The organism is Streptomyces sp. NPDC038707 (assembly GCF_040636485.1).
In the GTDB taxonomy this organism is placed as follows: domain Bacteria; phylum Actinomycetota; class Actinomycetes; order Streptomycetales; family Streptomycetaceae; genus Streptomyces.
Map to the genome: position 1 here is coordinate 1 of NZ_JBEZUP010000040.1, position 24,980 is coordinate 24,980.

At 72.5% G+C, this 24,980-nt stretch carries 27 protein-coding genes; 14 read left to right on the top strand and 13 right to left on the bottom strand.

The window, feature by feature from the left end; genetic code table 11:
* Positions 1 to 185 precede the first annotated feature (185 nt).
* The 3 genes from AB0E62_RS34330 to AB0E62_RS34340 all read left to right on the top strand — a co-directional run bounded on the left by AB0E62_RS34330 (position 186) and on the right by AB0E62_RS34340 (position 2,298).
* A complete protein-coding gene (locus tag AB0E62_RS34330) occupies positions 186 to 536 on the top strand; it encodes a hypothetical protein (RefSeq protein ID WP_362203008.1) in 351 nt (116 codons plus the stop codon).
* The gene (locus AB0E62_RS34335; protein WP_362203011.1) at positions 527 to 1,582 is read left to right on the top strand and encodes a TniB family NTP-binding protein; all 1,056 of its coding nucleotides are present in this window, start codon (positions 527 to 529) and stop codon (positions 1,580 to 1,582) included. The genes AB0E62_RS34330 and AB0E62_RS34335 overlap by 10 nt, the downstream gene beginning before the upstream one ends.
* A 284-nt stretch (positions 1,583 to 1,866) precedes the next feature.
* Entirely contained in the window at positions 1,867 to 2,298 is a 432-nt protein-coding gene (locus AB0E62_RS34340) for a hypothetical protein (RefSeq protein ID WP_362203014.1), read from the top strand.
* Between the two features lie 376 nt (positions 2,299 to 2,674).
* Here the strand turns inward: AB0E62_RS34340 and AB0E62_RS34345 are convergent, their stop codons facing one another.
* Positions 2,675 to 3,262, bottom strand: a complete 588-nt coding sequence (locus AB0E62_RS34345) for a helix-turn-helix domain-containing protein (protein WP_362203017.1) — start codon at positions 3,260 to 3,262, stop codon at positions 2,675 to 2,677.
* A 73-nt stretch (positions 3,263 to 3,335) separates the two neighbouring features.
* Here AB0E62_RS34345 and AB0E62_RS34350 point away from each other — a divergent pair, with 73 nt between their 5' ends.
* Positions 3,336 to 4,166, top strand: coding sequence for a class I SAM-dependent methyltransferase (locus AB0E62_RS34350; RefSeq protein WP_362203020.1), 831 nt, complete (start codon positions 3,336 to 3,338; stop codon positions 4,164 to 4,166).
* 289 nt (positions 4,167 to 4,455) lie between these two features.
* Here the strand turns inward: AB0E62_RS34350 and AB0E62_RS34355 are convergent, their stop codons facing one another.
* Positions 4,456 to 5,304 (bottom strand): putative RNA methyltransferase, encoded by an 849-nt coding sequence (locus AB0E62_RS34355; RefSeq protein ID WP_362203023.1) that lies wholly within the window; start codon positions 5,302 to 5,304, stop codon positions 4,456 to 4,458.
* A gap of 490 nt (positions 5,305 to 5,794) precedes the next feature.
* Here AB0E62_RS34355 and AB0E62_RS34360 point away from each other — a divergent pair, with 490 nt between their 5' ends.
* Positions 5,795 to 6,898, top strand: coding sequence for an ABC transporter substrate-binding protein (locus AB0E62_RS34360; protein WP_362203026.1), 1,104 nt, complete (start codon positions 5,795 to 5,797; stop codon positions 6,896 to 6,898).
* 44 nt (positions 6,899 to 6,942) lie between these two features.
* Here AB0E62_RS34360 and AB0E62_RS34365 read toward each other — a convergent pair whose 3' ends face one another.
* Entirely contained in the window at positions 6,943 to 7,803 is an 861-nt protein-coding gene (locus AB0E62_RS34365; RefSeq protein WP_362203029.1) for a GNAT family N-acetyltransferase, read from the bottom strand.
* A gap of 107 nt (positions 7,804 to 7,910) precedes the next feature.
* Here AB0E62_RS34365 and AB0E62_RS34370 point away from each other — a divergent pair, with 107 nt between their 5' ends.
* Together AB0E62_RS34370 and AB0E62_RS34375 are read left to right on the top strand one after the other, a co-directional pair.
* Positions 7,911 to 8,531, top strand: a complete 621-nt coding sequence (locus AB0E62_RS34370; protein ID WP_362203032.1) for a DUF6461 domain-containing protein — start codon at positions 7,911 to 7,913, stop codon at positions 8,529 to 8,531.
* Between the two features lie 107 nt (positions 8,532 to 8,638).
* Positions 8,639 to 11,032 (top strand): excinuclease ABC subunit UvrA, encoded by a 2,394-nt coding sequence (locus AB0E62_RS34375; protein WP_362203035.1) that lies wholly within the window; start codon positions 8,639 to 8,641, stop codon positions 11,030 to 11,032.
* A 14-nt stretch (positions 11,033 to 11,046) separates the two neighbouring features.
* Here the strand turns inward: AB0E62_RS34375 and AB0E62_RS34380 are convergent, their stop codons facing one another.
* The 3 genes from AB0E62_RS34380 to AB0E62_RS34390 are packed head-to-tail and all read right to left on the bottom strand — an operon-like array spanning position 11,047 to position 14,395.
* Positions 11,047 to 13,107: an AAA family ATPase gene (locus tag AB0E62_RS34380; RefSeq protein ID WP_362203038.1), complete on the bottom strand. Its 2,061-nt coding sequence runs from the start codon at positions 13,105 to 13,107 to the stop codon at positions 11,047 to 11,049.
* A 39-nt stretch (positions 13,108 to 13,146) separates the two neighbouring features.
* Entirely contained in the window at positions 13,147 to 13,770 is a 624-nt protein-coding gene (locus AB0E62_RS34385) for a TetR family transcriptional regulator (protein ID WP_362203041.1), read from the bottom strand.
* 34 nt (positions 13,771 to 13,804) lie between these two features.
* Positions 13,805 to 14,395 carry an aerial mycelium formation protein gene (locus AB0E62_RS34390; protein ID WP_362203044.1) on the bottom strand — a complete coding sequence of 197 codons (591 nt, stop codon included), beginning with the start codon at positions 14,393 to 14,395 and terminating at the stop codon, positions 13,805 to 13,807.
* 160 nt (positions 14,396 to 14,555) lie between these two features.
* On the opposite strand from AB0E62_RS34390, the gene dtd reads away from it, so the two are divergent.
* Positions 14,556 to 14,981: a D-aminoacyl-tRNA deacylase gene (gene dtd, locus AB0E62_RS34395; protein WP_362203047.1), complete on the top strand. Its 426-nt coding sequence runs from the start codon at positions 14,556 to 14,558 to the stop codon at positions 14,979 to 14,981.
* Between the two features lie 163 nt (positions 14,982 to 15,144).
* On the opposite strand, the gene AB0E62_RS34400 is transcribed toward dtd, so the two are convergent.
* The 6 genes from AB0E62_RS34400 to AB0E62_RS34425 all read right to left on the bottom strand — a co-directional run bounded on the left by AB0E62_RS34400 (position 15,145) and on the right by AB0E62_RS34425 (position 20,012).
* Positions 15,145 to 16,110 (bottom strand): folate-binding protein, encoded by a 966-nt coding sequence (locus AB0E62_RS34400; protein ID WP_362203050.1) that lies wholly within the window; start codon positions 16,108 to 16,110, stop codon positions 15,145 to 15,147.
* A 9-nt stretch (positions 16,111 to 16,119) separates the two neighbouring features.
* Positions 16,120 to 16,557 (bottom strand): transcriptional repressor, encoded by a 438-nt coding sequence (locus AB0E62_RS34405; RefSeq protein ID WP_362203053.1) that lies wholly within the window; start codon positions 16,555 to 16,557, stop codon positions 16,120 to 16,122.
* A 16-nt stretch (positions 16,558 to 16,573) separates the two neighbouring features.
* Positions 16,574 to 17,149, bottom strand: coding sequence for an FABP family protein (locus AB0E62_RS34410; protein WP_362203056.1), 576 nt, complete (start codon positions 17,147 to 17,149; stop codon positions 16,574 to 16,576).
* 210 nt (positions 17,150 to 17,359) lie between these two features.
* Entirely contained in the window at positions 17,360 to 18,514 is a 1,155-nt protein-coding gene (locus AB0E62_RS34415; protein WP_362203059.1) for a hypothetical protein, read from the bottom strand.
* Positions 18,511 to 19,215 carry a hypothetical protein gene (locus tag AB0E62_RS34420; protein ID WP_362203062.1) on the bottom strand — a complete coding sequence of 235 codons (705 nt, stop codon included), beginning with the start codon at positions 19,213 to 19,215 and terminating at the stop codon, positions 18,511 to 18,513. The genes AB0E62_RS34415 and AB0E62_RS34420 overlap by 4 nt, the downstream gene beginning before the upstream one ends.
* Before the next feature lie 113 nt (positions 19,216 to 19,328).
* A complete protein-coding gene (locus AB0E62_RS34425; RefSeq protein ID WP_362203065.1) occupies positions 19,329 to 20,012 on the bottom strand; it encodes a hypothetical protein in 684 nt (227 codons plus the stop codon).
* Positions 20,013 to 20,233: 221 nt separating this feature from the next.
* Between AB0E62_RS34425 and AB0E62_RS34430 the strand changes: the two genes are divergently transcribed.
* Positions 20,234 to 20,596 carry a DsrE family protein gene (locus tag AB0E62_RS34430; RefSeq protein ID WP_362203068.1) on the top strand — a complete coding sequence of 121 codons (363 nt, stop codon included), beginning with the start codon at positions 20,234 to 20,236 and terminating at the stop codon, positions 20,594 to 20,596.
* A 15-nt stretch (positions 20,597 to 20,611) separates the two neighbouring features.
* Here AB0E62_RS34430 and AB0E62_RS34435 read toward each other — a convergent pair whose 3' ends face one another.
* Positions 20,612 to 20,914 (bottom strand): DUF3099 domain-containing protein, encoded by a 303-nt coding sequence (locus AB0E62_RS34435; protein ID WP_362203216.1) that lies wholly within the window; start codon positions 20,912 to 20,914, stop codon positions 20,612 to 20,614.
* Between the two features lie 96 nt (positions 20,915 to 21,010).
* On the opposite strand from AB0E62_RS34435, the gene AB0E62_RS34440 reads away from it, so the two are divergent.
* From AB0E62_RS34440 to besA, 5 genes are all read left to right on the top strand, one after another.
* The gene (locus AB0E62_RS34440; protein WP_362203071.1) at positions 21,011 to 21,748 is read left to right on the top strand and encodes a DUF2993 domain-containing protein; all 738 of its coding nucleotides are present in this window, start codon (positions 21,011 to 21,013) and stop codon (positions 21,746 to 21,748) included.
* A gap of 203 nt (positions 21,749 to 21,951) precedes the next feature.
* Positions 21,952 to 22,059: an Ms5788A family Cys-rich leader peptide gene (locus AB0E62_RS34445; RefSeq protein WP_362203074.1), complete on the top strand. Its 108-nt coding sequence runs from the start codon at positions 21,952 to 21,954 to the stop codon at positions 22,057 to 22,059.
* A 126-nt stretch (positions 22,060 to 22,185) separates the two neighbouring features.
* On the top strand, positions 22,186 to 23,031 hold the full coding sequence (locus AB0E62_RS34450; protein WP_362203077.1) for a sulfurtransferase: 846 nt from the start codon (positions 22,186 to 22,188) through the stop codon (positions 23,029 to 23,031).
* Positions 23,032 to 23,065: 34 nt separating this feature from the next.
* Positions 23,066 to 23,353 carry a DUF1416 domain-containing protein gene (locus AB0E62_RS34455; RefSeq protein ID WP_362203080.1) on the top strand — a complete coding sequence of 96 codons (288 nt, stop codon included), beginning with the start codon at positions 23,066 to 23,068 and terminating at the stop codon, positions 23,351 to 23,353.
* Positions 23,354 to 23,561: 208 nt separating this feature from the next.
* Positions 23,562 to 24,959, top strand: coding sequence for an L-propargylglycine--L-glutamate ligase BesA (besA, locus tag AB0E62_RS34460; protein ID WP_362203083.1), 1,398 nt, complete (start codon positions 23,562 to 23,564; stop codon positions 24,957 to 24,959).
* Positions 24,960 to 24,980 lie beyond the last annotated feature (21 nt).

Consider the following 24,980-nt stretch of genomic DNA (forward strand, 5'->3'; position numbering starts at 1 on the left):
GCTACGAGCGCAAAGCCGAGCACTTCCTTGCCTTCACCAGCATCGCCTGCACCTTCATCTGCTACCGCAGACTCACCAAATGAGACGGTGCCTAAGACCCCTACGACATCTCCCGCGTCTGGGTACGCAACCACCGCGAGGGCGGCTGAATCACCGTGATCTGGCGGCACCTTCGTACTGCCCCGATGCCGATGGGCGAGCTCGCCTGGGACCACGCCCGCCGCGTCCTGGCCCAGCGCGGCACCGACCCGGCGACCGAAGAGGAGATCGCCCAGGCCGCCGTCGCCCTGCTGGACCGCGCTGCCGACGGCCTGAAGGACGCACCCGCGGAACCGTCCCGCGCATCGCGCCGCAGCGGCCGGGACCGCAAGGTCGCCGCCCGCACCCGGGCCACCGCCGAGCCTTCCTGGCCCCGGCCGGACGAGCCGGCCGCCGAGCCCATTGCCGAATCGGTGGAGACGGACGAGGACGAACTCGCCGACGTGATCCCGCTGGAGATCTTCGACGCACGCAAGGAGGCCGAAAGGTGGTGGTGAACGCACCGAACCTGGACGGCGAGGAAGTACCGGAGCCTGGCGAGGACCGCACGGACCCGTCGGCACGGCTGGAGGGCTGGCGCCGGTTCGTCGAAGAAGACCCGGCTGTCTTCGACCTGCTGCCCGAACAGCAGTGGCAGGCCCTGAGACCGCCGATGCGGGACGCCTATGACGAGGCCCGCATCGCCTACCACTCCGAACTCCAGGTCGTGCGCACGTCCACGGTCAAGGACATCGCCCACCAGGGACGGCTGCTGACCCTGCTCAACCAGCGCGAGCACGGCGCCCGCCGCGGACTCATCGTCTCCGGCGAGTGGACCACCGGGAAAACCACTGCGCTCAAGCAGCTCGGCCGCCTATATGAACTGCGCGTCCGGCAGCGCTATCCGGGCAGCGACCGCATCCCGGTCGTCTACATCACCGCCCCGCCCAAGGGCTCCCCGCGCAAACTCGCCATGGAGTTCGCCCGGTTCCTCGGCCTGCCCGTGATCGGCCCGAGACACAACACCATCGACGTCACCAGTGCGGTCTGCCAGGTGCTGATCGAGGCCCGCACGGATCTGGTCCTGGTCGACGAAATCTACCTGCTCAACCACGCCACCATCGCCGGTGAAGACCTCTCCGACCACCTGAAGTACTTCACCGAGCATCTGCCCGCGGCCTTTGTCTATGCTGGCATCAACGTCGAACAGTCCGGGCTGTTCACCGGCATCCGCGGCAAGCAGCTCGCCGGCCGCTGCGTCCTCATCCGCACCGGTCCCTTCCCTCTCAACGCAGAGTGGCGGTCCCTGATCGCCTCCGTGGAAAGCACCCTCCGCCTCCACCGCCACGAGCCGAACACCCTGGTGAAGATGGCGAAACACCTGCACCAGCGCACGGGCGGCATGATCGGAAGCCTCTCCCACCTCATCCGGGCGGCGGCGATCTCCGCAATCCTGGACAGCACCGAGTGCATCACCCGGACCACGGTCAAGAACATTCGCATCGACCACAGCAGTGAGTCCTCCGCCCGTGGACGCACCGCCTCTCTGCCCCGCACCGGCTGAACAATGACGTTCCGCCCGGCACTCATCCGCCCGCTGCCCATCACGCTGCCGCCGTTCCCCGGCGAGTGCGAATCGTCCTACTGGAACCGGCTGGCCCTGGCGAACCACGTCCCGTTGGCCCGCCTGCGCTCTCCTTCACGCTGGCTGGACTCCCGTCTCACCAGCCTCGACACCCTCTGCGTCCTCAGCGGCCAGTCTCGGAAGACCCTGGCCGAAGCCATCCCCGACCTCCGCACGGACGATGCGTCATCCACGACGGAAACACATGTCCCGCCCCCGACCACGTGCTTCGCTGGGCCTGCCGCCGCTGCGTCGTCGCCCGCACCGGTTCGACGCTGCCCGCCCAGGTCTGGGCCTCAATCCACGACGAAGTCTGCATCCGCCACAACCTCTGGATCGGCAAGAACGTCCTCGCCCCCGAACAGCAACTTGACCTGTCCCGAACCCTCGACGTCATTCGCGCTCAACGCCACTACTGGCGACTCCGGCAGCGATACGACCCGACTCACATCGACGCCTGCTACGTCGCCACCGGCAAGCTCTGGAGTGGTCTGGCCCACCGCCACTACCGGCTCACCCACCGCGCCGAACTCCTCCACGACCTGGTCGTGGTCAAGGCACCCACCGTCGAGCCGGACAAAAAGGCCCCATGGCTGGAAGCCGCTGGATACCCCGAACACATCACGCTGATCAGCCTGTTCGCATCAGATCACTGAAGGCGATCGATCCTCAGTGACGACCTCCTCGTCGTCACCCGGGCCATCGCCGAATTCCACCGCCGCTTCCCGCTGCAAGCGCCCCTGCGAGGCACCAGCCGCACATGGCTCAGCACAACCATCGAGGCCACAGCCAGACAGGTCGAGGGCCTCGTGAATCCGGCAATCAGCGCAGGCTGAAGCAGATGGGATGCCCAACCGGATCGGCGAGGACCCGCGCCTTGCCCCCATGCGGCTGGTGATCCGACTTGCCCGCACCCAGCTCCAGCGCAGCCGGACCCCGGCCACGTCCAAGTGCTTAGCCTGGGGCAGCTACGGAGGCCTACCAGATCCGGGGGCAAGGTGGGCGGGGCGACACGCGATCTGGGCGCTCAGGTCACGACTGGGGTGGTCGCAAGGCGCCGGCGATGACGGTGGTCACCATCTTGCGGACGGCGGCGCTCTGCGGTGGGGCGCTCGTCCGGTCGGCGAACAGCAGGTGTCCGGCCCCGACGAGGGTGGGGGCGAGCGTGTCGATGTCGGCGTCACCGGCCAGACGCCCCGACTCCCGCTCGGCGGTGAGATATGCGGCGATCATGGCGGTGCCCTGCATGACCAGGGGGATGCCGGTCAGACCGGCCTCGCGCAGCCGAGCGCGGAGGCCGTCGCGGAAGGTGATGAGCGCGACGATCGCCACCGTGACCGGCCCGAACAGGTCCTGCAGCGCGTTGGCGAGGTTGTCCACCACGCTCCCGGTGCCGGCGGCCGCGCGCAGAGTCGTGGTCCGGTCCTCGATGCCGCGGACGCGGTCGAGGACCAGTTCTGCCAGGAAAGCGTCGAAGTCGGTGAAGTGCCGGTGCAGCACGCCCTTGGCGCAGTTCGCCTCCTCCGTGACCGCCCGGCTGGTCAACGCGTCGGGCCCGTCCCGAAGCAGGACGCGCTCGGCAGCTTCGAACAACTGGCCGCGCACGTTGTGGATGTGCACCCCTGACGGCATTGTCTCCCTTTCTACGCGGCCCCGCCTTAACAAGTGGGCAACCGCCCATTAGTGTGGGCGCATGCCCACTTTATCGCAGGGACAGCCGGACAAGTCCGGCCCCGAGCCCCACCGCCACCGGCAGACGGCCGAGTCGTTCGGAGTGGACGCCGAACGCTACGACCGCGCCCGACCGCCGTATCCCCAGGCCCTGGTCGACAGGATCGTCGCGGCAAGCCCCGGCCGGCGCGTCCTCGACGTCGGAGCCGGGACCGGCATCGAGGCCCGGCAATTCCGGGCGGTCGGCTGCACCGTGCTCGGTGTCGAGCCCGACGAGCGGATGGCCGCCTTCGCGCGACGCAGCCGTGTCGAGGTCGAGGTCGCCAGGTTCGAGGACTGGCAGCCGGCAGGGCGGCAGTTCGACGCGGTCATCGCCGGCACCGCCTGGCACTGGGTGGACCCCGTCGCCGGCGCGGCCAAGGCGGCCCAGGTGCTCCGGCCCGGCGGCCGACTCGCCCCCTTCCACCACGTCCCCCAACTCCCGGCCGAGGTGATCGACGCCCTCGCCGAAACACTCCAACGGGTCGCCCCCGATTCTCCGTTCAACCCCGGCCTGCTCAGAGGATCGGCCGTGGACGCCTACCAGCCACTGTTCGCGAAAATCGCCGACGGCATCCGGCAGACCGGCAGGTTCAGCGAGCCGGAACAGTGGCGCTTCTCCTGGGAGCGCACCTACTCCCGAGAGGAGTGGCTCGACCAGCTCCCCACCCTCGGAGGCCTCACCCAACTCTCCGCGGACAAAATGGCGGAGGTCCTGGACAGCGCCGGGACTGCGATCGACATGCTCGGCGGCCACGCCACCATGCCCTACACATCCGTCGTGATCACCTCTACCCGCTCCCATACGGCCTGACCGCCGCAAACGTCGGGCGTCGCCGACTGGTGAACTCGGCGACGCCCCCAGGGAGGCGGGGAAGAGGACTTGCAAGCGGGGAAGGTTCCCCGACTTCTTGCGCCGGGCCTCGGCGGGCCCGGCACCTCCGCGCCGACCAGTGGACTTCCGCGATGAGCACCCTAGAGGCGGCTGCCTACGGTTGAGCGGGACATCGACGGCCGACCTGTCCCACTCAACCGTAGGCACCGCAGGTCAGAACCTCGCCCTGCCCACAGTTATCTGGGGCAGGGGTGTCCGCCGCCCGTGCTCACCGAGGCCGGTAGGAGGTGGCCAGCACGGAGACGGTGACCTGGGCGGGCAGGGGACCGCGAGCGGTCAGGTCCGCGTGGGTCAGGTGGCGGGCGCTCGGTGTCATCCCCACCAGGTCGATGGCCTCCTGCCCGGACAGAGGCATGGCGTACTCCACCTGCCGGGTGCCGGCGGCCTGGAAGTAGGGGCCAAGCGCCTGTCGCAGACGCTGTTCCTTGTCCGGGTCGATCGCGACCATCGCGGGGATCCGGCCCCGTAGCTCGGCCAGGTGCCGCTCGGCGGGGCGCACCACGATCAGCCGGCCGGACGGACGGAGCACTCGGTGGAACTCGGCCGGGTTGCGCGGGGCGAACACGTTCAGCACGACGTCGACCCCCTGGTCTGCCAAGGGGAAGGGGCGGAAGACGTCCCAGCTCGCCGCAGCGGCCCGCGGATGGGCCCGGGCCGCCGAGCGCAGGGCGCGTGTCGACGTGTCCAGCCCCAGGCCGCGGGTGCCGGGCAGGTGCTCGAGCACGCCGGCCAGGTAGTGGCCGGTGCCGCATCCGACGTCCAGGACCTTGCCCTGACCGGGCAGGGCGTCGGCTGTCATACGCGTCAGGACCCGGCGCACGGGGGCGTACCCGCCGGTGGCCAGGAACCGGTTCCGGGCCTGGACCATGGCCGCGTCGTCACCGCTGGTGGCGCGGCTGCCCGTCAGGAGGCTCACGTAGCCCTGGCGTGCGAGGTCGAAGGTGTGGCCCGCCGGGCAGCGCAGTGAGCCGTGGCCGGGGCGGAGACGGGCGCGGCACACTGGGCAGCGCAGCACGTCGAGGAACGGTTCGAGGGCAGGGGGAAGCAACGCGGGCACGAGGCACTCCTGGCAACGGTGAAGGGAAAGGACCGTGCCTGCACGCGCTCTCGGGAAGCCGCTGTCAGCGGGGCGGCGGAAGGAACGTGGAACACGCGACAGGCACACCGGGGAGGGCGACGCCGCTACGGCATCGCCCTCAGCGCCTCGCGATCACAGAGCCTGGGTGTGCTGGGTCCACATGCCTCCACCTTACGAGGCCGCGGATCAGGGAAGATCACCAGGCTCCGTCCCCCGCTGCGTCAAGGGCTTGCCCGAGATGCCGGTCGTCGGCAGCGACGAGGTGTTCTCCCGGGGCGTCCGGGGCTCCCTCAGCCGCGAGAGCCTGTCCCGGGCGGCCGACCTGCGGGACGCGCCGGGACGAACCCACCGGCCACTCGCTCGCCGTCGAACAGCGCGTCGGCGCGATAACCGTTTGCCCGCCGGGGCGGGCTGTGGTTGCAATGGCCCGCGTAATGATCATGGACGGGACGGATGGGAGCGTGGCCGTATGAGTACGGCGCTCGGGGCGGGCCGGGGTGACGGGGTGGCCATCGGGGTCGGGGCGCTCGCTCCGTTGACGCCGCCCGGCTGGGCCGAGGCGGGACGGCAGTTGCTCGCCGGGCTGGAGCTGGGCGTGCGGGACGTCAATGACGCCGGCGGGATCGGCGGGCGGCCGCTGGAGCTGGTGGTGCGGGACACCGCGGCCGATCCACAGCGGGCCGAGGCGGCCGTGGACGAACTGGCCCGGCTGGGCGTGGCCGCCGTGACGGGCGAGTACCACAGCGTCGTCGCCCGTGCCGCCGCCGCCCGGGCGGACGCCCTCGGCCTGCCGTTCCTGTGCTCGTCGGCGGTGCTCGACGCGCTCACCGGACAGCCGACGGAACGGGTCGCCCGGATCGCCCCGGCCCAGTCCCACGGCTGGCGGATCTACGCGGACTTCCTGCTCGGCGCGGGCCACACCCGGATCGCCGTGGCGACCCAGCCGAGCGTCTACTGGGCGTCCGGGACCGCCATCCTGCGCGAGCACCTCGCGCCGCGCGGCGGCAGCGTCGTGGAACTCGACACGGGCACGCTCGGCCCCGCCGCCCTGTGCGACGCACTCGCCGCCCACGGCGCGACCGCGCTCCTGCTGCTGGCCGGCCACCCGGAGCCGGCCGTGCCGGTCGTCCGGGCCGTCCGGCGCGACCCGCGCCTCGCCGGCGTCCTGATCGGCGCCCCGGCCGGACAGCCCGAGTTCGCCGAGTGGGCGACGCTGCTGGGCGCCGACGGCGCGGGCATCCCGTTCCTGCGCTACCTGCCCGAGCGCCTCACCCCGCTCGGCGCACGCGTCGAGGCGGAGCTGCGCGAGCGGACCGGCGGAGCGCCCTCCTTCGTCGCCTTCGAGGGGTACGACACGATCGCCGTCCTAGCCGACGTGCTGCGCGCCCACGGCACGGACCGGGCGGACATCGCCGCGTCCTGGGCGCGTGCCGACACCGAGGGCACCCGCGGACGGATCCGTTTCTCCCGCGCCCCGGGCATCGGCGTCCGGCAGTGGGTCTGGCCGCCGGTCCAGGTCGTCGACCGGGACCCGGCGGAACCCGGCCGCTTCCGGGTCCTCCGCACCGGCTGAGCGGTGGCGAAGGGCTGCGACCGCGCGGAGGGCCACGACCGTCCTCACGTGAAGTCGTGCACCGTGAACTCGGCGACCGGGTCGTACCCGATGCGCCGGTACAGCGCGGTGCTCGTGGGGTTGGCCGGGTCCGCGAACAGGACGACCGTGTGCGCGCCGGCGGCCAGCGCGGCCCGGCCCACCGCCGTCGTCACCGCGCCCGCGTAGCCGCGGCCGCGCAGGGGGGCCGGGGTGTGGACGGGGTCCACCCGGACATGGCCCGCGACCACCGGTGTCGCACCGGCCAGGGAGACGGGGGTGCCGTCCGGGGTCTCCCAGAACGTGAAGCGCTTGGCGGCGAAACGGGTGCCGGCCCAGGCGCCGGGGTCCGCGGGGAAGTCCTCCCGGACGTCCGCGGCGAACGCGCGGCACCAGCGCACGACGTGCGCGTGGTCCCGTTCGCCCGCGGCCCGGGCCCGGCCCTCCGGGTGCGGGTCCGGCGGGACCGGGGTGCCGAGCCGGTGGAGGCGGACCCGCTGCGCGCGCGGGGCCGACGCGGCCCCCGTGTGCCGCCGCCAGGCCTCGGCGAACGCGGCGGCGCTGTGCTGCTCGGCACTGACCCCGGGGAGGACGTGCCCGAGGCCGGCCAGCCGGGCGGCGAGGGCGCCGGCCTGCTCCGGGGTGAGGACGGTGGGGCTCAGCAGACCCCCCGGCCTGCGGTGGAAGGCGGCACGGACCTCGCCCGACTCCGCCAGGCAGCCGAACAGCGGGGCCCCGGCGCCGTACGCCCCCGGGCCGTGGGCGCGCAGGGTCTCGGTCACCGTCAGCGCCATGGTGTGCAGATCCGGCCGTGAGCGCAGGAAGTCCCCGGCCCGGGCGAGGAAGGCGTCCACGTCTTCGGTGAGGTGCCAGTCATCCGGTCGCATGCCGGAAACTTCCGCCGCGAGCCCCGCCCCAAACCCGCCCTGCCCCGCTTCTCCGGGCGAGTCCGGGCCGGGCCGGAGTGTCAGTGGCGTGCGCGAGGATCTCCCCCATGACCATGACGACGGCCGCCGACTGCACCTGGTTCGAGGAACGCTTCCCTGATCTCGCGGAGGCCTATTGCTTCACGCTGGTGCGGGGACTGGCACCGGCGGAGCTGCTGCGCCGCCTGGACGGGCGGGAGGAGCCCGCGCTGACCGGTGCGGACGCCGTGGTGGAGGCCGCCTTCGCCCTCGCCCGCGCGTCGGACGGCGGACGGCAGCTCGTCGCCATGACGGCCGTCGGCGCCTGGACCCTGCTGATCGAACCCAACGGCTGCCTCGGGGTCACCGAGGACCGTGCCCTGCCCGCCTCGGCCGGGACGCGCTGGGTGTCGCACTTCGTCAACATCAACGGTCTCGACGCGTTCCTGTGGGCCGAGGACACCGTGCGACGCCTCTGGTTCGAGCCCGGGTTCCCCGACGAGCGCTGGGGCACCACGCCGGACGAGCTGCTGGACGTCATGCACGGCATCGGTTTCCCGCTGGGGGACGAGGGAGAAGCCGACGCCCCCGGCACCGACCTGTCCGCACCGGCGGCCTTCGCCCTCGCCGAGCACCTGACCGGCGTCGCCGTCACGCCGGAGCTGCTGGAGAGGACCGCCTTCACCTGCGGCAGCGTCAGGGTCCGTTGACCGGAGGGGACGGCCCCGGGGGGCCGGTCCGCGACCGGGTCAGGAATGGAGAAGCGGACGGGCGCGGTGCGCCGCTAGCGTGGCGGGGGTTCACGGACGGAGAGGCGATGAGCATGACCACGAGGACGGACGACGCGCCGGTGACCGCACGGCACGCCGCCGACAGCCACGAGCTGATCCGGGTGCACGGCGCGCGGGAGAACAACCTCAGGAACGTCAGCGTGGAGATACCCAAGCGCCGGCTGACGGTGTTCACGGGCGTCTCCGGCTCGGGCAAGAGCTCCCTGGTGTTCGACACCATCGCCGCCGAGTCGCAGCGGCTGATCAACGAGACGTACAGCGCGTTCGTCCAGGGCTTCATGCCCACGCTGGCCCGGCCCGACGTGGACGTGCTGGACGGGCTGACCACCGCGATCATCGTGGACCAGCAGCGGATGGGCGCCGACCCGCGCTCCACGGTCGGCACCGCCACCGACGCGAACGCGATGCTGCGGATCCTCTTCAGCCGGCTCGGCACCCCGCACATCGGCTCGCCCAAGGCGTTCTCCTTCAACGTCGCCTCCATCAGCGGGGCCGGCGCGGTCACCCTGGAGCGCGGCGGGAAGCAGGTGAAGGAGCGCCGCGAGTTCAGCATCACGGGCGGCATGTGCGCGCGCTGCGAGGGCCGGGGCACGGTCACCGACATCGACCTGACCCAGCTCTACGACGCGGACAAGTCCCTCAACGAGGGCGCGCTCACCATCCCCGGTTACAAGCCCGGCGGCTGGAACCACCGCCTCTACACCGAGTCCGGCCTCTACGACCCGGACAAGCCGGTCCGCACCTTCACCCAGGCGCAGCTGGACGACTTCCTGTACCGCGAGCCGACCCGCATGAAGATCGCGGGCATCAACATGACGTACGAGGGTCTGGTCCCGCGCATCCAGAAGTCCATGCTGGCCAAGGACCGGGAGGCGATGCAGCCGCACATCCGGGAGTTCGTGGACCGCGCGGTCACCTTCACCACCTGTCCCGACTGTGACGGGACCCGGCTCAGCGCGGCGGCCCGCTCCTCGAAGATCAGGGGGATCAGCATCGCCGACGCCTGCGCGATGCAGATCAGCGACCTGGCCGCGTGGGTGCGCGAGCTGGACGAACCGTCCGTGGCGCCGCTGCTCGCCTCGCTGCGCGGCACCCTCGACTCGTTCGTGGAGATCGGGCTCGGCTACCTCTCCCTGGACCGGCCCGCGGGCACCCTCTCCGGCGGCGAGGCGCAGCGTACGAAGATGATCCGCCACCTCGGCTCCTCGCTGACCGATGTCACGTACGTCTTCGACGAGCCGACCGCCGGTCTGCACCCGCACGACATCCGGCGGATGAACGACCTTCTGCTGCGGCTGCGGGACAAGGGCAACACGGTGCTCGTCGTGGAGCACAAGCCGGAGGTCATCGCGATCGCCGACCATGTGGTGGACCTTGGCCCGGGCGCGGGTACGGCGGGCGGCACCGTCTGCTTCGAGGGCACCGTCGCCGGGCTGCGCGCCGCCCGCACGCTCACCGGCCGCCACCTGGACGACCGGGCCGCGCTGAAGGACACGGTGCGCGAGCCGTCCGGCGCGCTGGAGATCCGCGGCGCCACCACCCACAACCTGAAGGGCGTCGACGTCGACATCCCGCTCGGGGTGCTGACCGTCGTCACCGGGGTGGCCGGTTCCGGCAAGAGTTCGCTGGTGCGCGGGTCCGTACCGGCGGGCGCGGGCGTGGTCTACGTCGACCAGACCCCGATCCGCGGCTCGCGGCGCAGCAACCCGGCGACGTACACGGGGCTGCTGGAGCCGGTCCGCAAGGCGTTCGCCAAGGCCAACGGGGTGAAGCCGGCCCTGTTCAGCGCGAACTCGGAGGGCGCCTGCCCGGCCTGCAACGGCGCCGGCGTCGTCTACACGGACCTGGCGATCATGGCCGGGGTGGCCACGACCTGCGAGGAGTGCGAGGGCCGCCGGTTCGACGCCTCGGTGCTGGAGTACCGGCTCGGCGGCCGGGACATCAGCGAGGTGCTGGCGATGACGGTGGAACAGGCCGGGGAGTTCTTCGGCGACGGCGAGGCCCGTACCCCGGCCGCGCACCGCGTGCTGCGGAACCTGGCCGACGTGGGCCTCGGCTACCTCACCCTGGGCCAGCCGCTGACCACGCTGTCCGGCGGCGAGCGGCAGCGGCTGAAGCTGGCCACCCACATGTCCGAGAAGGGCGGGATCTACGTCCTGGACGAGCCGACCACCGGGCTGCACCTGGCCGATGTGGAACAGCTGCTCGGCCTGCTGGACCGGCTGGTCGACGCGGGCAAGTCGGTGATCGTCATCGAGCACCACCAGGCGGTCATGGCGCACGCGGACTGGATCATCGACCTCGGTCCCGGAGCCGGTCACGACGGCGGCCGGATCGTCTTCGAGGGCACCCCCGCCGAGCTGGTCGCGGCCCGCTCCACGATCACGGGCGAGCACCTGGCGGAGTACGCCGGCCGCTGAGCCCCCGCGGGGTCTCAGAACGGCAGCGGGCGGGCGTGCACCACGTCCAGGCGGGAGACCGCCCGGGTCAGCACCACGTACAGCCGGTGCGCGCCCCGCTCCTCCGCCTCCGCCACGGCCGCCGGTTCGACGGCGATGACGTGGTCGTACTCCAGGCCCTTGACCAGGGTCGCGGGGACGACGGCCAGCCGGGCGCCGAGTGCGTCGGGGCCGGCCGCCTCCAGGCCGGCCCCGGTGAGGGCCGCCCGTACCCGGCCGGCGTCCGCGTCCGCGGTGATCACGCCGACCGAGCCCTCCCGGGCGAGGGCCTCGCGGACGGCGGTCACGGTGGCGGCGAGCACGTCCTCGGCCGACCTGAGGGTCAGCTCCCCGTCGGTCCGCAGGGAGGTGGCGGGAGGTACGGCGGTCCCGAGGCGGGCGAGCAGCCGGTTCGCGAGCTCCAGCACGGCGGCCGGCACCCGGAACCCGGTGGTCAGCGGCACCACGGCCGCGTCCGGCCGGCCCAGGTGGCGCAGTTGGACGGACCAGTCCCGGGCGGCCCACGGGGTGGTGCCCTGGGCGAGGTCGCCGAGGACGGTGAGCGAGCCGAAGGCGGCCCGGCGGGCGATGGCCCGGCACTCCATCGGGGAGAGGTCCTGCGCCTCGTCCACGACGATGTGACCGTACCCCTCGGGGTGCTCGATCAGCCCGGCCAGCTCGTCCAGCAGGACCAGGTCGGCGGCCGACCAGCGGGCGGACTTGTACGAGCGGGGCGGGCGCGGCCACCGCAGCGCCGCCTGCTCCCCGGGGTCCAGCAGGCCGTCGGCGGCCCGGGCCAACGCATCGGCGTCGGTGAGGAGTTCGGTGAGGATCTCCTCGGGGCGGACCTTCGGCCAGACCGTATCGAGCCGCTCGGTCAGCGGCCGGCAGCGCTCGACGCGGCGGACCCAGGCGGCGGGCAGCACCCCGGAGCGCCGTTCGGCCTGCTCGCGCAGCCGTCGTACCACCCGGGTGCGCACCCGTTCCCGCCCGACGGCGTACGGGGGTTCCTCGGCGCGGACCTCGGCCACCAGGGCGGCCAGGTCGGCGGCGGACACCCGCCAGCGGTAGGAGCCGTCCGGGACGGCGAGGTCGCCGGCGCCGTCGGTGGTGACCCGCGCGTACAGGGCCCGGCGCAGCACCTCGGCCATCCGCGGGTCGTGTTTGACGGCGGCCGTGGGCAGCGGGTCGGTGCCGGTGGCCGGGTGGCGGGCGATCTCGTCCAGCAGGGTGGTCTGGCGGTAGCCCTTGCCGGCCGTGTCGCGCCCGGCGGTCCCGCTCTCGCCGAGCGAGGGCAGCACCTCGGCGATGTAGCGCAGGAAGGCCGGGTTGGGCCCGAGGATGAGCAGGCCGGAGCGCCGGAGTCGCTTGGGGTGGGTGTAGAGCAGGTACGCGGCCCGGTGCAGGCCGACGGCGGTCTTCCCGGTGCCGGGCGCGCCCTGGACGCACACGGAGTCGGTGAGGGGGGCGCGGACGAGGTCGTCCTGCTCGGGCTGGATGGTGGCGGCGATGTCACGCATGGGGCCGACGCGGGGGCGCTCGATCTCGCGGGCGACGATGTCGCTGGTCCGTGACTCGCCCCGGCCCAGGTGCTCGTCCTCCAGCGCGGTCAGGTCGGTGGCCTCGCCCCGGCTGCCCGGGGCCCAGCCGAAGCGGCGGCGCACCTCGACGCCCTGCGGGTCGGTGGCGTCGGCCTGGTAGAAGGCGCGGGAGACGGGGGCCCGCCAGTCGACGACGAGCGGCGGGGCGGCCGGGTCCTCGGTGATGCGCAGCCGGCCCACGTGGTAGCTCTGCCCGCCGTGTCCGGGGTGGCCGTCGGCGAAGTCGAGCCGGCCGAAGAACAGTGGCCCGGGCGGCAGTTCGCGCAGCGCCTTGGCCTGGCCGCGCAGCCGGCGGCCGAGGACTTCGGCGTCGGCTCCGGAGGCGGAGACGTCCTCGCCGGTGACGACCTGTCCGGCGGCGCCGTCGACCATCGCGGCGAGGGCCGCGCGGCAGGTGTCGTGGTAGGCGCGCTCGGTGTGCAGGGCTTCCGTGAGGGCGGGGTCGGTCGACGTCATGCCGCCAGCGTACGATAAAACGTTACCGAGTTACATTCTTTACCGAGTCTCAGCAGGAGGCCGCAGCTCCGGCAGCACCCCGGCCAGCCGCCCGAACGCCCGCTCCGCCACCCGTACGGCATCCGGCGCGACCCGCTCGACCGGCTCCCCCGCCGCGATCCGCCGCCAGTTCTCCAGGGCGAGGACCCGCTGGACGGCGATGATCTGCCCGGCGGCCAGCCGCGCGTCCAGATCGCCGCCGAGCGCCTCGGCGAGCGCCGCCTCCGACCGCTCCTGGTGGGCGTACGCCCGCGCCACCAGGGACGGCGTCCCGTAGAGCAGCCGGTGGAAGGCCAGCACCTCGGGATGGTCGTTCAGGCCGGTCACCGGGTCGCGCCGGTCCAGCCCGGCCAGGAAGTGCCGGCCCAGCGCGGCCACCGGGTCCGCCGCCCCCGCGGCCACCCGGGCCGCCTCCGTCTCGTGATCGGCGATCCGGTGCAGGACCAGGTCCTCCTTGGCCGGGAAGTACCGGAAGAGGGTCGGCTTGGAGATCCCGGCCGCGGCGGCGACCTCCGCCACGGACACCGCGTCGAAGCCGCGCTCCAGGAACAGCCGTACGGCGATGTCCGACACGTCCTGGTACATCCGCCGCTTCTTGCGCTCACGCAGACCCATCTCAGCCATGAGGGGGAGCCTACGCAGACGGGCCGCGCCGCGCTCAGGTCAGCAGGTCGTCGACCTGGGCCTCGCCCTCCCGGTACCGGCGCGCGATCTCCCCGCCGCAGTCGTCGGCGGTGCGCTGGAGAAGCTGGCGGCGGCGGGAGACCTCCTGCTCGTAGCGGACCAGGCGGCCCATGGCGGCGGTCAGTTCCGGATCGGTGCGCGCCGTCAGGTCCGACAGCTCCACCTCGGCGAGCATCTCGGCGGCCAGCCGCCCGTACTCCTCGCTGTGCGGGGTGCCGAGCGTGACGTGGCGGGCCGAGGAGCGCTGCCGGGCCGGGGCGTCCTTCAGGATCTCCGGGAGCAGGTCGACCACGGAACCGTCGGCCGGCGCGGGAACGGACGCCCGGCCGCGCCGGGCCAGCTCGGCGCGCAGGATGTCGATACGGCCCTGGAGCAGCCGCCGCACATAGCTGAGGTCCGCCTCGTCCCGCTGGGCGTCGCGGCGCAGGGCGCGCAGCTCGGGCAGGCTGAGGCGGGCCAGACCGGGCTCGTCGGACCCGGGGTCCGGGGGGCTGTCGGTGCGCTGCGCGGGCGGCCGGTGCGGCCCCTGTGTCCCCAGCCGCCCGCTGGTGCTCGGTGTGCTCATCTGCGTGTGACCGTCCCCTCGACCGGCGTGTGGGAAGCATCGTGCCACCCCAACCGGCCGCTATGTGACCGAGAGCCCCCGAACGGCCCCAGATGGGGGGTAACGGATCCATAGCGGTCCCCGTGCGGGCGCGGGCGGGGCACCGGGCATGATGGTCGGCATGCGTGCGGTGGTGCAGAGGGTGGACAGCGCGAGCGTCGTCGTGGACGGCGAGACGGTCGGCGCGATCGAGGGCGAGGGGCTGTGCGTCCTGGTGGGGGTCACCCACGAGGACACCAAGGAGAAGGCGGCCCAGCTGGCGCGCAAGCTGTGGACGATCCGGATGCTCCAGGACGAGCGGTCGTGCAGCGACACCGGGGCGCCGCTGCTGGTGATCAGCCAGTTCACCCTCTACGGCGACGCCCGCAAGGGCCGCCGCCCCACCTGGAACGCGGCGGCCCCCGGCGACATCGCCGAACCCCTGGTCGACGAGGTCGTGGCCCGGCTGCGCGCCCTGGGCGCCACGGTGGCGACGGGCCGCTTCGGTGCGCAGATGAGGGTGAACCTAACGAACGACGGGCCGTTCACGGTGTTGCTGGAGATGTGAGGCGGGGTCGCTTTTCCGCGCGTGCGGAACACCGGTCGAACCGACCGGCACCGCAGCGCCCCGAAGGGGCGCGGGGAACTGCGCGAGCAACCACAACGGCGCCGCACCCGGCAACGCACCGATCCCCGACGACGCCGGCCCGGCCGCACGGCCACGGCCACGGCTACGGCTCGACCACGACCTCCTGAGCCGCCGCCGTCTCTCCGGCCAGGAGCCGCGCGTCGACCGGCACGTTCCGCTTCACCAGCGCCAGCGCCACCGGACCCAGCTCGTGGTGGCGTACGGACGTCGTCACGAACCCGACCTTGCGGCCCTCGGCCCCCTCGTCCGCGACCCGGATCTCGGTCCCCGGCACCGGCAGGTGCACCTCGCTGCCGTCCAGGTGCAGGAAGACCAGCCGGCGCGGCGGCTTGCCCAGGTTCTGCACCCGGGCGACCGTCTCCTGCCCGCGGTAGCAGCCCTTCTGGAGATGCACGGCCGTACCGATCCAGCCCAGTTCGTGCGGAATGGTCCGGTGGTCGGTCTCGAAGCCGAGCCGGGGCCGGTGCTGCTCGACCCGCAACGCCTCGTGGGCGAGCAGCCCGGCGGCGGGACCGTGCGAGGCGGCGAAGGACTCCAGCTCCGCGCGGGGCAGGAACAGATCACGGCCGTACGCCGTCTCGCGCACGACGACCCCGTCCGGCACCTCGGCGATGGAACCGGCCGGCAGGTGGACCACGGCGATGTCGGCGGTGCGGTCGGCGACCTCCACCCGGTAGAAGAACTTCATCGACTCCAGGTACGCGATCAAAGCGTCCTGGGTGCCGGGCTCGACGTGCGCCCAGACGGTCGTACCGTCGTCCACCAGGTACAGCGCGTGCTCGATGTGCCCGTGCGCGGAGAGGATCAGGGCCTCGGTGGCCTCGCCCGCGGGCAGTTCGCTGACGTGCTGGGTGAGCAGCAGGTGCAGCCAGCTCAGCCGGTCGTCACCGCTGACGGTGACGACACCGCGATGGGACAGGTCGACGAAACCGGTGCCGTCGGCGAGGGCGCGCTGCTCGCGGAACAGGTCGCCGTAGTGGGCGGCGACACCTTCGTCCACGCCCTCGGCGGGGACGGCGCCGGGCAGGGACAGCAGGGGGCTCTTCATGACGCAAGCCTACGACGTGCTACTTGAACCCTTGAGGGAGCAGTCCCGGCACCGGCCGAAGATCGCGAAGTGCTTCATGTCGGTGTCGAACCCGAACTGCTGCCGCAGCTTGGCCGTGAACTCGGCGGCCACCTCCACGTCCGCCTCGATCACGTCCTCGCAGTCCCGGCACACCAGGTGCAGATGGTGGTGCCGGTCGGCGAGGTGGTAGGTGGGCGCGCCGTGCCCCAGATGGGCATGGCTCACCAGGCCCAGCTCCTCCAGCAGCTCCAGCGTCCGGTAGACGGTGGAAATGTTGACCCCCGACGCCGTCTTCCTCACTTCCACGAGGATGTCGTCGGGGGTCGCGTGCTCGAGGACGTCGACGGCTTCGAGAACGAGCTGCCGCTGCGGCGTCAGCCGGTAACCGCGCTGCCTGAGATCACTCTTCCAGTCGGTGCTCACCACACCGACGAGTCTAGGACTACTTGAAGAAAGCGATGCCGTCGTCGGGCAGGTCGTCCGGGAGGGCCTTGGCCCAGCGTTCGACGTCCTCGGGGGTGACGACCTTCTTGAGCTGGGCCGACATGTAGGGGCGCAGCGGGACCTCGGGGGTCTGCTTCTCGCCGACCCACATCAGGTCACTCTTCACATAGCCGTACAGCCGCTTGCCGCCGCTGTACGCGGGCGAGCCCGGGGTGCGGGCGACGGCGTCCGTCACCAGGTCGATCTGCGGCTTCTTGTCGGCCATCTCGCCGTACCAGATCTCGATGACACCGTCGTCGCGGGTCATCGTGACCTCGACCTTGCGCTGGGCGTCGATCCGCCAGAAGCCGGACTCCGACTCCAGCGGGCGGACCTTGTTGCCGTCCTTGTCCAGCACCCAGGTGTGGGAGTGGTACTCCAGGAAGTCCCGGCCGTCGTGGGTGAAGCTGACCTCCTGCCCGAAGTTGCACTTCTCAGAGCCGGGGAAGTCGTGCACGCCCGCGCCCGCCCAGTTGCCGAGCAGGAAGGCGAGCGGGACAAGGTCCTTGTGCAGGTCGGACGGGATCTCGATCATGAGCGGAGGCTTTCCTAGAGGGGGGTCAGCGCTGGCCCTGGTACAGCTTCTTCACGGTCAGACCGGCGAAGGCGAGCACGCCGACGCAGACCAGGACCAGCAGGGTTTCGAAGAAGATCTCCACGGGTGCTCCTTGAGCGAGGGTGGGCATACGACAGAGCCGGAGCCCAGCTTACGCGGCCGGGCCCCGGCCCTCCTGAGGAGGTCCGCTCAGCTGAGCAGCTCGGTCTGCAGGGTCACCGTCTGCCGGAACGGAACGGCGTCCACCCCGCCCTCGCGGGTCTGGGTGATCACCGCGACGGTGTCCCCGGCCGCCAGGTACGCCTGCCGCACCTGCTCGGCGCCGTACGGCTCGGTCTCCGCGAACGGGTAGAGCGTCACGCCCTTCATACGGGCCTTCGGCGGGAACGTCCCGTCCAGCTCGTAGTAGTCGGCACCGCGCACCGGGAAGGCGGGCGCCGCGGCGTTGGCGAGGGAGCCGGACAGCAGGGTCTCGGCGACGACCGCGCTGTCGAACCGCAGCAGCCGGATCGTGGTGCGGGTGCCGTCCGGGGTGGTCCAGCCGCGGCCCGCGATGTGGCGCAGCCCGTGGTCGGTGAGCTGCTGGGCCAGTTCCCGGCGCTGCTCCACGGCCGCGTAGTCGGCGAGGAAGTCCTTCACCGGCAGCCAGCCGTCCGTGCCGCGCGGTCCCGGCTCCACCGTCGCCCCGTGCGGCGCGGGCAGCACCAGCGCCCGCAGGTCCGCGTGGTGCGCTCCGGTGCGGTTACCGGCTTCGAGCGGACCGGGGCGGCCGGGCGGCAGCGGCGGCCGGACCAGCTCCGGGTAGTCCCAGCGGCCGTCGGAGGCGGTGGCCAGGCCCGGCAGATCCGTCCGCTCCATCCGGGTGGTGCCGTACGCCGTCCCGGCGCCCACCAGGCAGAACACGGCCGCGGCGGCGGTCCACCGCAGCGCCGCCCGCATCCGCCGCCGCTGCCGGGAACCGGCGGGGGACGGCGGAACGGCGAGCGGCGGCGGCAGAGCGGGCTCCGCCCCCTGCGGCCCTGCCTCCCACGGCGCCGCCTCACCGGGGGCCGACGACCGCGGGGGCTCCTCCGGCATGTCCGACAGCCGCGAGGCCCCCTCCCGCGCGGCCGGCAGATGCGAGGCCCCCTCCCGCGCGGCCGACGGCGCCGAGGCTTCCTCCCGCACGGCCGACGGCGCCGAGGCTTCCTCCCGCACGGCCGACGGCGCCGAGGCTTCCTCCCGCACGGCCGACGGCTGGGTGGGCTCCTCCGGTACGGCCGGCAACCGCGGGGTCGTCTCCCGCTCGGCCGGTGGCCGTGTGGTCGGCGGTTGTGCGGCCGGGTGCTGGGTCTGCTCGGTCATACGGCCTTCCCCGGGTCCTTGATGCGGTCGAACTGGGCGGTCACCATGTCCGCCACCTCCTGCCGGTCCAGCGCCTCGGTCCCGGTCGCCGAGGCGGTGAGCACGACGTCTCCGACGGACCCGACGCACAGCATCGCGTCGAGGCCTTCCACCACGTCCTTCGGCGGCAGGAAGCACCCGGCGTCCTCGTGGCCCTTGATGGCCGGACCCTCCCGGACGGTCTCCGCGGAGCCCAGGAGCAGCCGCTGGGCGGCCGCCAGCGAGTGCGCGGTCCGCCGGTCCGCCACCCGCGCCAGCGTGATCTGCACCGTGAACTCCTCCGCGTCGGAGCCGGCGGAGGCCCCGGCGGGCCCCACGTAGCTGCGCAGTGCCATGCCCTTGACCGGCTGGCGGTCGATCTGACGCTCCATCGCCAGCCGCTGGGACCGGGGCAGCCGGGCGAGTGACCGCTTGCGCAGGGCGGCGGTCTGGGCGCCGGTCAGCTCGATGTCGGAGCCGAATTCGTTCAGGTCCGGGCCGGGCCGGTACCGGTGCTCGCCGTAGGGCAGCAGCAGGCCGCCCAGTCCGGCGCCCCCGGCCTCGGCCGGCCTGCCCTCGGACGCCTCGGGCAGCCGCCAGCCGGCGGCGCCCGGGGCGCGGTCGGCCCCGTGCACGACGACCGCGGTCCAGCTCACCCCCGCGACGACGGCGAGTGCCAGCACGGCACCCCCCAGCACGCGTCCGGCACGGCGACGAGGGCGCCCGGGAGCGGACCCGGCGGGGACGGCAGGCCCGGACACCGGCTCGGGAGCGGGGTTCTCAGGGCTCTCGGACGTCACAGCCGCTCCATCTGCCGCTTCGCCAGGTCCACGATCGCCTTCTTCGGGACCGGCTCGGTGTCGTTGATCCAGATATCCAGGGAGACGTCCCCGCGCCACGCGTGCGCCCGCGCCTCGTACACGCGCCTTCCGTCCCGGGTCCGGGCCCCGCGGTACGTGTACGCCTTGCCGACGCCCGTGCCGGGTATCGCCCAGCTCTCGGAGTCGCTCTCGCGCCCGGCCCAGTACTGGCTGTCCTCCGCCTCCTCGCGGGCGCCGAACACTTCTTCCTGCCGGAACTGGAGCAGCCGGATCTCGACCGTGCGGGTGCCGCCCTCGGTCCAGCCGACGGCGGCGGCGCGGCGGAACTCCTCGCCGAGCAGCCAGCCGTAGCCGACCGCCGGGTCGTCGTACGTCTCCGCCAGTTGGTTCAGGCTCATCCAGCCGTCCTCGGTCAGGGACGTGTTCTCACGCGCCCCGTCCGGTGCCTTCAGCAGGAGCCGGCGCAGGTCGCCGTCGGTCCTGACCCTGCGGTCCCGCGCGGCGGACAGGCGTGCGGGCCCCTCTCCCGCGGCTCGGGCCGGACTCGGCTGCGACAGCGGGGGCAGCGCGGTGGGCTCCCGGCCGGCCTGGACGAGGTAACCGGCGCACAGACCGGAGACCAGGCCGAGCACGGCGGCTCCAAGCAGAAGCGACGGCATCCGCCCCCGTCGCCGTACCGGCTCTAAGGGCTCTAAGGCAGCACCGGCCGCACTGACAGGACCGGCGGCGGCACCGGCGTCCGCCGGCTCGGTACCGGGTCTCGCGTACACGTCCAAAGGACTCCCCCCAAAGGACAAGGAAGCGCGGCTTCCGCGCCGCGCTGACACAGAGACTCATGGCATGCACATGGAGTTGTGGGCAAGCGGATTACGATTCGGGCATGGCGAAAAAGCTGGTTATCAAGGTGACGGCCGGGGCCGACGCCCCCGAGCGGTGTTCGCAGGCGTTCACGGTCGCCGCCGTGGCCGTGGCCAGCGGGGTCGACGTGTCGCTGTGGCTGACCGGGGAGTCGTCGTGGTTCGCGCTGCCGGGGCGGGCCGCGGAGTTCGAGCTGCCGCACGCCGCGCCGCTGCCCGACCTGATCGAGTCCATCCTCGCGGCCGGCCGGATCACGCTGTGCACGCAGTGCGCCGCCCGCCGCGAGATCACCGAGAAGGACGTCATCGAGGGCGTGCGGATCGCGGGCGCGCAGGTGTTCGTGCAGGAGGCCCTGGGCGACGGCACCCAGGCACTCGTCTACTGAGGCGCCGGCAGGCCCTCACGGACGCGGGCGCTTCTTGCCGTCCAGTTCGTCCCACCACTCGTCCGACTGCGGGTCGCCCGAGGGGTCGTCCCACCAGCGGTCCTCCGGGCCCCGCCGGTTGGCGACCATCGCGGCGACCGGCGGGATGACCATGGCCACGACGCACAGGCCCACGGCCGCCGGCACGGACCAGATGCGCACGACTCCCCAGGCCAGGACGAAGAGGCCGATACACGTCCCCATCATGGCGAAGTAGAGGTGCCGTCGCCGGGCGTACATAGCTCCAGAGTAGGACCGGCGGGCCCTGTCACAACTGATCCACAATTTCCCGGCGGCCGGGCCCGGCGGGGTTACCGTGGCGTATCCGTACCGGACGCCCGTCACCGCCGCCACACCACCGACCCGGGGGAACCCATGCGAGGCCTGCGCATACTGCTGATCGTCGTCGTGATCCTGGGCGCGCTGTTCGTGATCGCGGACCGGGTCGCCGTGCACTTCGCCGAGGGCGAGGCCGCGGACAAGCTGAAGACGACCGAGAACCTGGCCGGGACCCCGGACGTGGACATCAAGGGATTCCCGTTCCTCACCCAGCTCGCGGGCGGCTCCCTGGACGACGTCGAGGTCGGGATCGGGGAGTACGACGCGGCCACCGGCAACGCCGGGCAGACCATCCGCGTCGAGGACCTGAAGGCCCACATGAAGGGCGTGGAGTTCTCCAGTGACTTCGGCTCCGCCACCGCGGCCACCGCGACCGGCACCGGGCGGGTCTCGTACGCCGAGCTGCTGAAGACCGCCAAGTCGGAGCCGACCCAGGTGGCCCCGGGGGCCAGCGCCCGGGTGACCGGGCTCTCCGACGGCGGCAACGGGAAGATCAAGGTGGCGGTGGAGCTGACCGCGCCCGCCCTCGGGATCAAGCAGACGGTGTCCGTGCTCAGTTCGGTGGGCGTGGCGGACGGCAAGGTCGAGGTGCACGCGGACTCGCTGCCCAGCCTGGCCGGCGCCGCGGTCGCCGAGGACCGCATCCGCACGATCACCGACTTCCAGCAGGCCATCGACCAGCTGCCCGGCGGGATCAAGCTGGACAAGGTGCAGGCGGCCCCGGACGGCGTCGAGATCACCGTGAAGGGTTCGGACGTCCGGCTGGCGGGGTAGGCGCCCGGAGTCCGGGGCGGACGGCGATCGTCCGACTGGCGAGACGGGCGCGTCCGCTCCGTAGCCGTACCCGTGCGCGCGAGCGTCCGGCGGGCCCCCCGGGGTCGGCCGGACGCTCTCCTCGTACCACCATTCGGACGATCGCGTCTCGCCATGTGACACACCGGTGACATGCCCGCCCCGTCGTCCCTACGATCGGGCCCATGCGGTACTCGACGAGCGTCCTCCAGCCGCGGGGACAGGCGGTTCTCACCAAGCGGCGGGCAGTGGACCTGTGCCGCGTGGCCGCCATGCTCTGTCGCCCCTTCTGAGCGGAAGCCCCCGGCTCCCGCGTCCTCACCCGCCCTGCTGTCAGGGCATCCGTGTGCCGCTCGGGCACCGAGCGCACGCCTGTCTACTCGCACGCCCCGCCGCGACTGCCCCGGAGGAGAAAGAGCATGAGCCGCAGCGACGTCCTGGTCGACGCCGACTGGCTCCAGGAGCACCTGGACGACCCGACCATCGCCATCGTGGAAGTGGACGAGGACACGTCCGCCTACGAGAAGAACCACATCAAGAACGCGATCCGCATCGACTGGACCAAGGACCTCCAGGACCCGGTCCGCCGTGACTTCGTCGACCAGGAGGGCTTCGAGAAGCTCCTGTCGGAGAAGGGCATCGCCAACGACCACACGGTGATCCTCTACGGCGGCAACAACAACTGGTTCGCGTCGTACGCGTACTGGTACTTCAAGCTCTACGGCCACGAGAACGTCAAGCTCCTCGACGGCGGCCGCAAGAAGTGGGAGCTGGACGCCCGCGAGCTGGTCGCCGGCGACGAGGTCCCGGAGCGCCCGAAGACCACGTACGAGGCCAAGCCGCAGGACACCTCGATCCGTGCCTTCCGCGACGACGTCGTGGCGGCCATCGGGGCACAGAACCTGGTCGACGTCCGCTCGCCCGACGAGTTCTCCGGCAAGCTGCTCGCCCCGGCCCACCTGCCGCAGGAGCAGTCGCAGCGCCCGGGTCACGTGCCGAGCGCGAAGAACATCCCGTGGTCGAAGAACGCCAACGACGACGGCACCTTCAAGTCGGACGAGGAGCTGAAGGCCCTCTACACCGAGGAGAACGTCGACCTCGCCAAGGACACGATCGCCTACTGCCGCATCGGTGAGCGCTCGGCCCTGACCTGGTTCGTGCTGCACGAGCTGCTGGGCGTGGAGAACGTCAAGAACTACGACGGCTCCTGGACCGAGTACGGCTCCCTCGTCGGCGTGCCGATCGAGCTCGGCGCCGGCAAGTAATCCCGCCCCCCTCTCAACCCCTCAGGAGTACGACATGTGCGGAGCGAAGGCCGGCGGCCCGGACGCCTCGGCGATCAAGCCCGGTGAGACCACGATCCAGGGTCAGGTGACCCGCGACGGCGAGCCGGTGACCGGTTACGTCCGGCTGCTGGACGCCACCGGCGAGTTCACCGCGGAGGTGCCCACCTCCGCGACCGGCCAGTTCCGCTTCTACGCGGCCGAGGGCACGTGGACCGTGCGCGCCCTGGTGCCGGGCGGGACCGCGGACCGTACGGTCGTCGCCCAGCAGGGCGGGCTCGCGGAGGTCGCCATCGCGGTCTGAGCGGGCTGGGCCGGGTCCGCAGACAGGACTCACCGTGACGGCTGGAGGGCCGCATCCCCGGGGTTGGACGCCGACGGGGGTGCGGCCCTCCGGCATGTGCCCGGAAAAAGCGTCAACTTGAATATGAGAGGGCGGGGGTGAATTCGACCCACCACCGGAACGGGCGATTCCACTACCATTCCCCGAGCGCCACGCCTAATCTCCCCGTATGGCAGATTCCGGTTACACGCAGATCCTGATCTACGCGCTCAACTACGCCGATCGCATGCTGGAAGAGGTGCCGTATCTGCGTTACTCCGCCGAGCGGAGCCTGAGTTTTCTGTGGAGCCTGAAAGACCCCGAGGAAAGAGCCGTCGTCGTCACCTCGGAACCCGTCGACCCGTACACCCTCGAATATCATTTCCGGGATGTCTTCGGATTCGACGACCGGACGGCCGACAGCGCCCGCGAGCGGCTGACCCTGCTCACCCCGAGCGCCCGCGGGCCCCGCCCGCTGGACGACCTCGTCCTCGGCGACGACGGTCTCGTGGCCGCGCTGCGGGACGCCGTCGGCAAGACCCCGCGGGCCGACATCGTGCACTTCATGGCGTCCGAGGCGCTGGACGAGCTGGCCCGCAGGATCGGCGCCGGACTGGACGAGGGGCACGCCTCCCTGGCCGCCCGCTGGGGCAGCAAGGCGGGCAGCAAGGAGATCCTGCTGCGGGCCGGCGTGCCGGTGCCCGGCGGCGGGGCCGAGGCGCTGCGCGACGAGGCGGAGGTGGCGGCCGCGATCCGGCGGCTGGCCGGCGGGCCGGACCGGCCCCGGCACGTGCTGGTGAAGGTCAGCGCGAGCACCTGGGCGGCCTCCGTCGGCAATGTGCTCGTCGACTGCGAGGAGTACGCCCGCACCGGCGACCTGCTCGGCTCGGCCGAGGTCCTGCGGATGTCCGCCGCCGAGTTCCACCGGGAACTGGCCGACGAGGGCGTGATCGTGGAGGAGTTCCTGGAGGGGGTCACCTCCTCCCCCAGCGGCCAGGGGTACGTCGCCGCCGACGGCACGGTGAAGGTGCTCGCCTGCCACGACCAGGTGCTCTCCCAGGGCCAGTACTGGGGCTGCCGGTACCCCGCCGAGGAACGGTGGCGGCCCGCCATCACGGACGCGGTGGCCCGGACCGGCGCGGTGCTCGCCTCGCTCGGCCACCGGGGCAGCTTCGGCGTGGACTTCGTGATCGCGCGGGGACGCGGCCCGCTCGCCGTGGAGATCAATCTGCGCAAGGTCGGCCCCAGCCACGTGCTGCGCTACGCCGAGGCCCTGGTCGGCCGGGACGTCGGCGAGGACGGCCGGCTGCGCCGGCCCGACGGACAGGCCATGTGCTACGTCCACGGGCGGATCCTCGACCCCGCGGCGCTGGGCCGCCTCGACCCGCGGAGCGCGGTGGCGCGGCTGCGCGCCGAGGACCTGCTGTACCGCCGGGACCGGGGCGAGGGGGTCGCGCTGCACGTCCTGGGCGCCCTGAAGACCTGCGGTTTCGTGGAACTCACCGCGCTGGCGCCGACGTTCGAAGGCGCCGAGCGCTACACCGAGGCCGCCCGGGCAGCCCTGCTGCGGCCCGCCGCAGCCGACTGACCTCGGGGCGGGTCCCCGGGG

What these genes read in the sequence shown, in the direction of transcription:
- AB0E62_RS34330 (WP_362203008.1), top strand. Translation starts at nt 186, where the DNA reads ATGCCGATGGGCGAGCTCGCCTGGGACCACGCCCGCCGCGTCCTGGCC.
- AB0E62_RS34350 (WP_362203020.1), top strand. Translation starts at nt 3,336, where the DNA reads ATGCCCACTTTATCGCAGGGACAGCCGGACAAGTCCGGCCCCGAGCCC.
- AB0E62_RS34360 (WP_362203026.1), top strand. Translation starts at nt 5,795, where the DNA reads ATGAGTACGGCGCTCGGGGCGGGCCGGGGTGACGGGGTGGCCATCGGG.
- AB0E62_RS34365 (WP_362203029.1), bottom strand. Translation starts at nt 7,803, where the DNA reads ATGCGACCGGATGACTGGCACCTCACCGAAGACGTGGACGCCTTCCTC.
- AB0E62_RS34370 (WP_362203032.1), top strand. Translation starts at nt 7,911, where the DNA reads ATGACCATGACGACGGCCGCCGACTGCACCTGGTTCGAGGAACGCTTC.
- AB0E62_RS34375 (WP_362203035.1), top strand. Translation starts at nt 8,639, where the DNA reads ATGAGCATGACCACGAGGACGGACGACGCGCCGGTGACCGCACGGCAC.
- AB0E62_RS34380 (WP_362203038.1), bottom strand. Translation starts at nt 13,107, where the DNA reads ATGACGTCGACCGACCCCGCCCTCACGGAAGCCCTGCACACCGAGCGC.
- AB0E62_RS34385 (WP_362203041.1), bottom strand. Translation starts at nt 13,770, where the DNA reads ATGGCTGAGATGGGTCTGCGTGAGCGCAAGAAGCGGCGGATGTACCAG.
- AB0E62_RS34390 (WP_362203044.1), bottom strand. Translation starts at nt 14,395, where the DNA reads ATGAGCACACCGAGCACCAGCGGGCGGCTGGGGACACAGGGGCCGCAC.
- dtd (WP_362203047.1), top strand. Translation starts at nt 14,556, where the DNA reads ATGCGTGCGGTGGTGCAGAGGGTGGACAGCGCGAGCGTCGTCGTGGAC.
- AB0E62_RS34400 (WP_362203050.1), bottom strand. Translation starts at nt 16,110, where the DNA reads ATGAAGAGCCCCCTGCTGTCCCTGCCCGGCGCCGTCCCCGCCGAGGGC.
- AB0E62_RS34410 (WP_362203056.1), bottom strand. Translation starts at nt 17,149, where the DNA reads ATGATCGAGATCCCGTCCGACCTGCACAAGGACCTTGTCCCGCTCGCC.
- AB0E62_RS34415 (WP_362203059.1), bottom strand. Translation starts at nt 18,514, where the DNA reads ATGACCGAGCAGACCCAGCACCCGGCCGCACAACCGCCGACCACACGG.
- AB0E62_RS34425 (WP_362203065.1), bottom strand. Translation starts at nt 20,012, where the DNA reads ATGCCGTCGCTTCTGCTTGGAGCCGCCGTGCTCGGCCTGGTCTCCGGT.
- AB0E62_RS34430 (WP_362203068.1), top strand. Translation starts at nt 20,234, where the DNA reads ATGGCGAAAAAGCTGGTTATCAAGGTGACGGCCGGGGCCGACGCCCCC.
- AB0E62_RS34440 (WP_362203071.1), top strand. Translation starts at nt 21,011, where the DNA reads ATGCGAGGCCTGCGCATACTGCTGATCGTCGTCGTGATCCTGGGCGCG.
- AB0E62_RS34445 (WP_362203074.1), top strand. Translation starts at nt 21,952, where the DNA reads ATGCGGTACTCGACGAGCGTCCTCCAGCCGCGGGGACAGGCGGTTCTC.
- AB0E62_RS34450 (WP_362203077.1), top strand. Translation starts at nt 22,186, where the DNA reads ATGAGCCGCAGCGACGTCCTGGTCGACGCCGACTGGCTCCAGGAGCAC.
- AB0E62_RS34455 (WP_362203080.1), top strand. Translation starts at nt 23,066, where the DNA reads ATGTGCGGAGCGAAGGCCGGCGGCCCGGACGCCTCGGCGATCAAGCCC.
- besA (WP_362203083.1), top strand. Translation starts at nt 23,562, where the DNA reads ATGGCAGATTCCGGTTACACGCAGATCCTGATCTACGCGCTCAACTAC.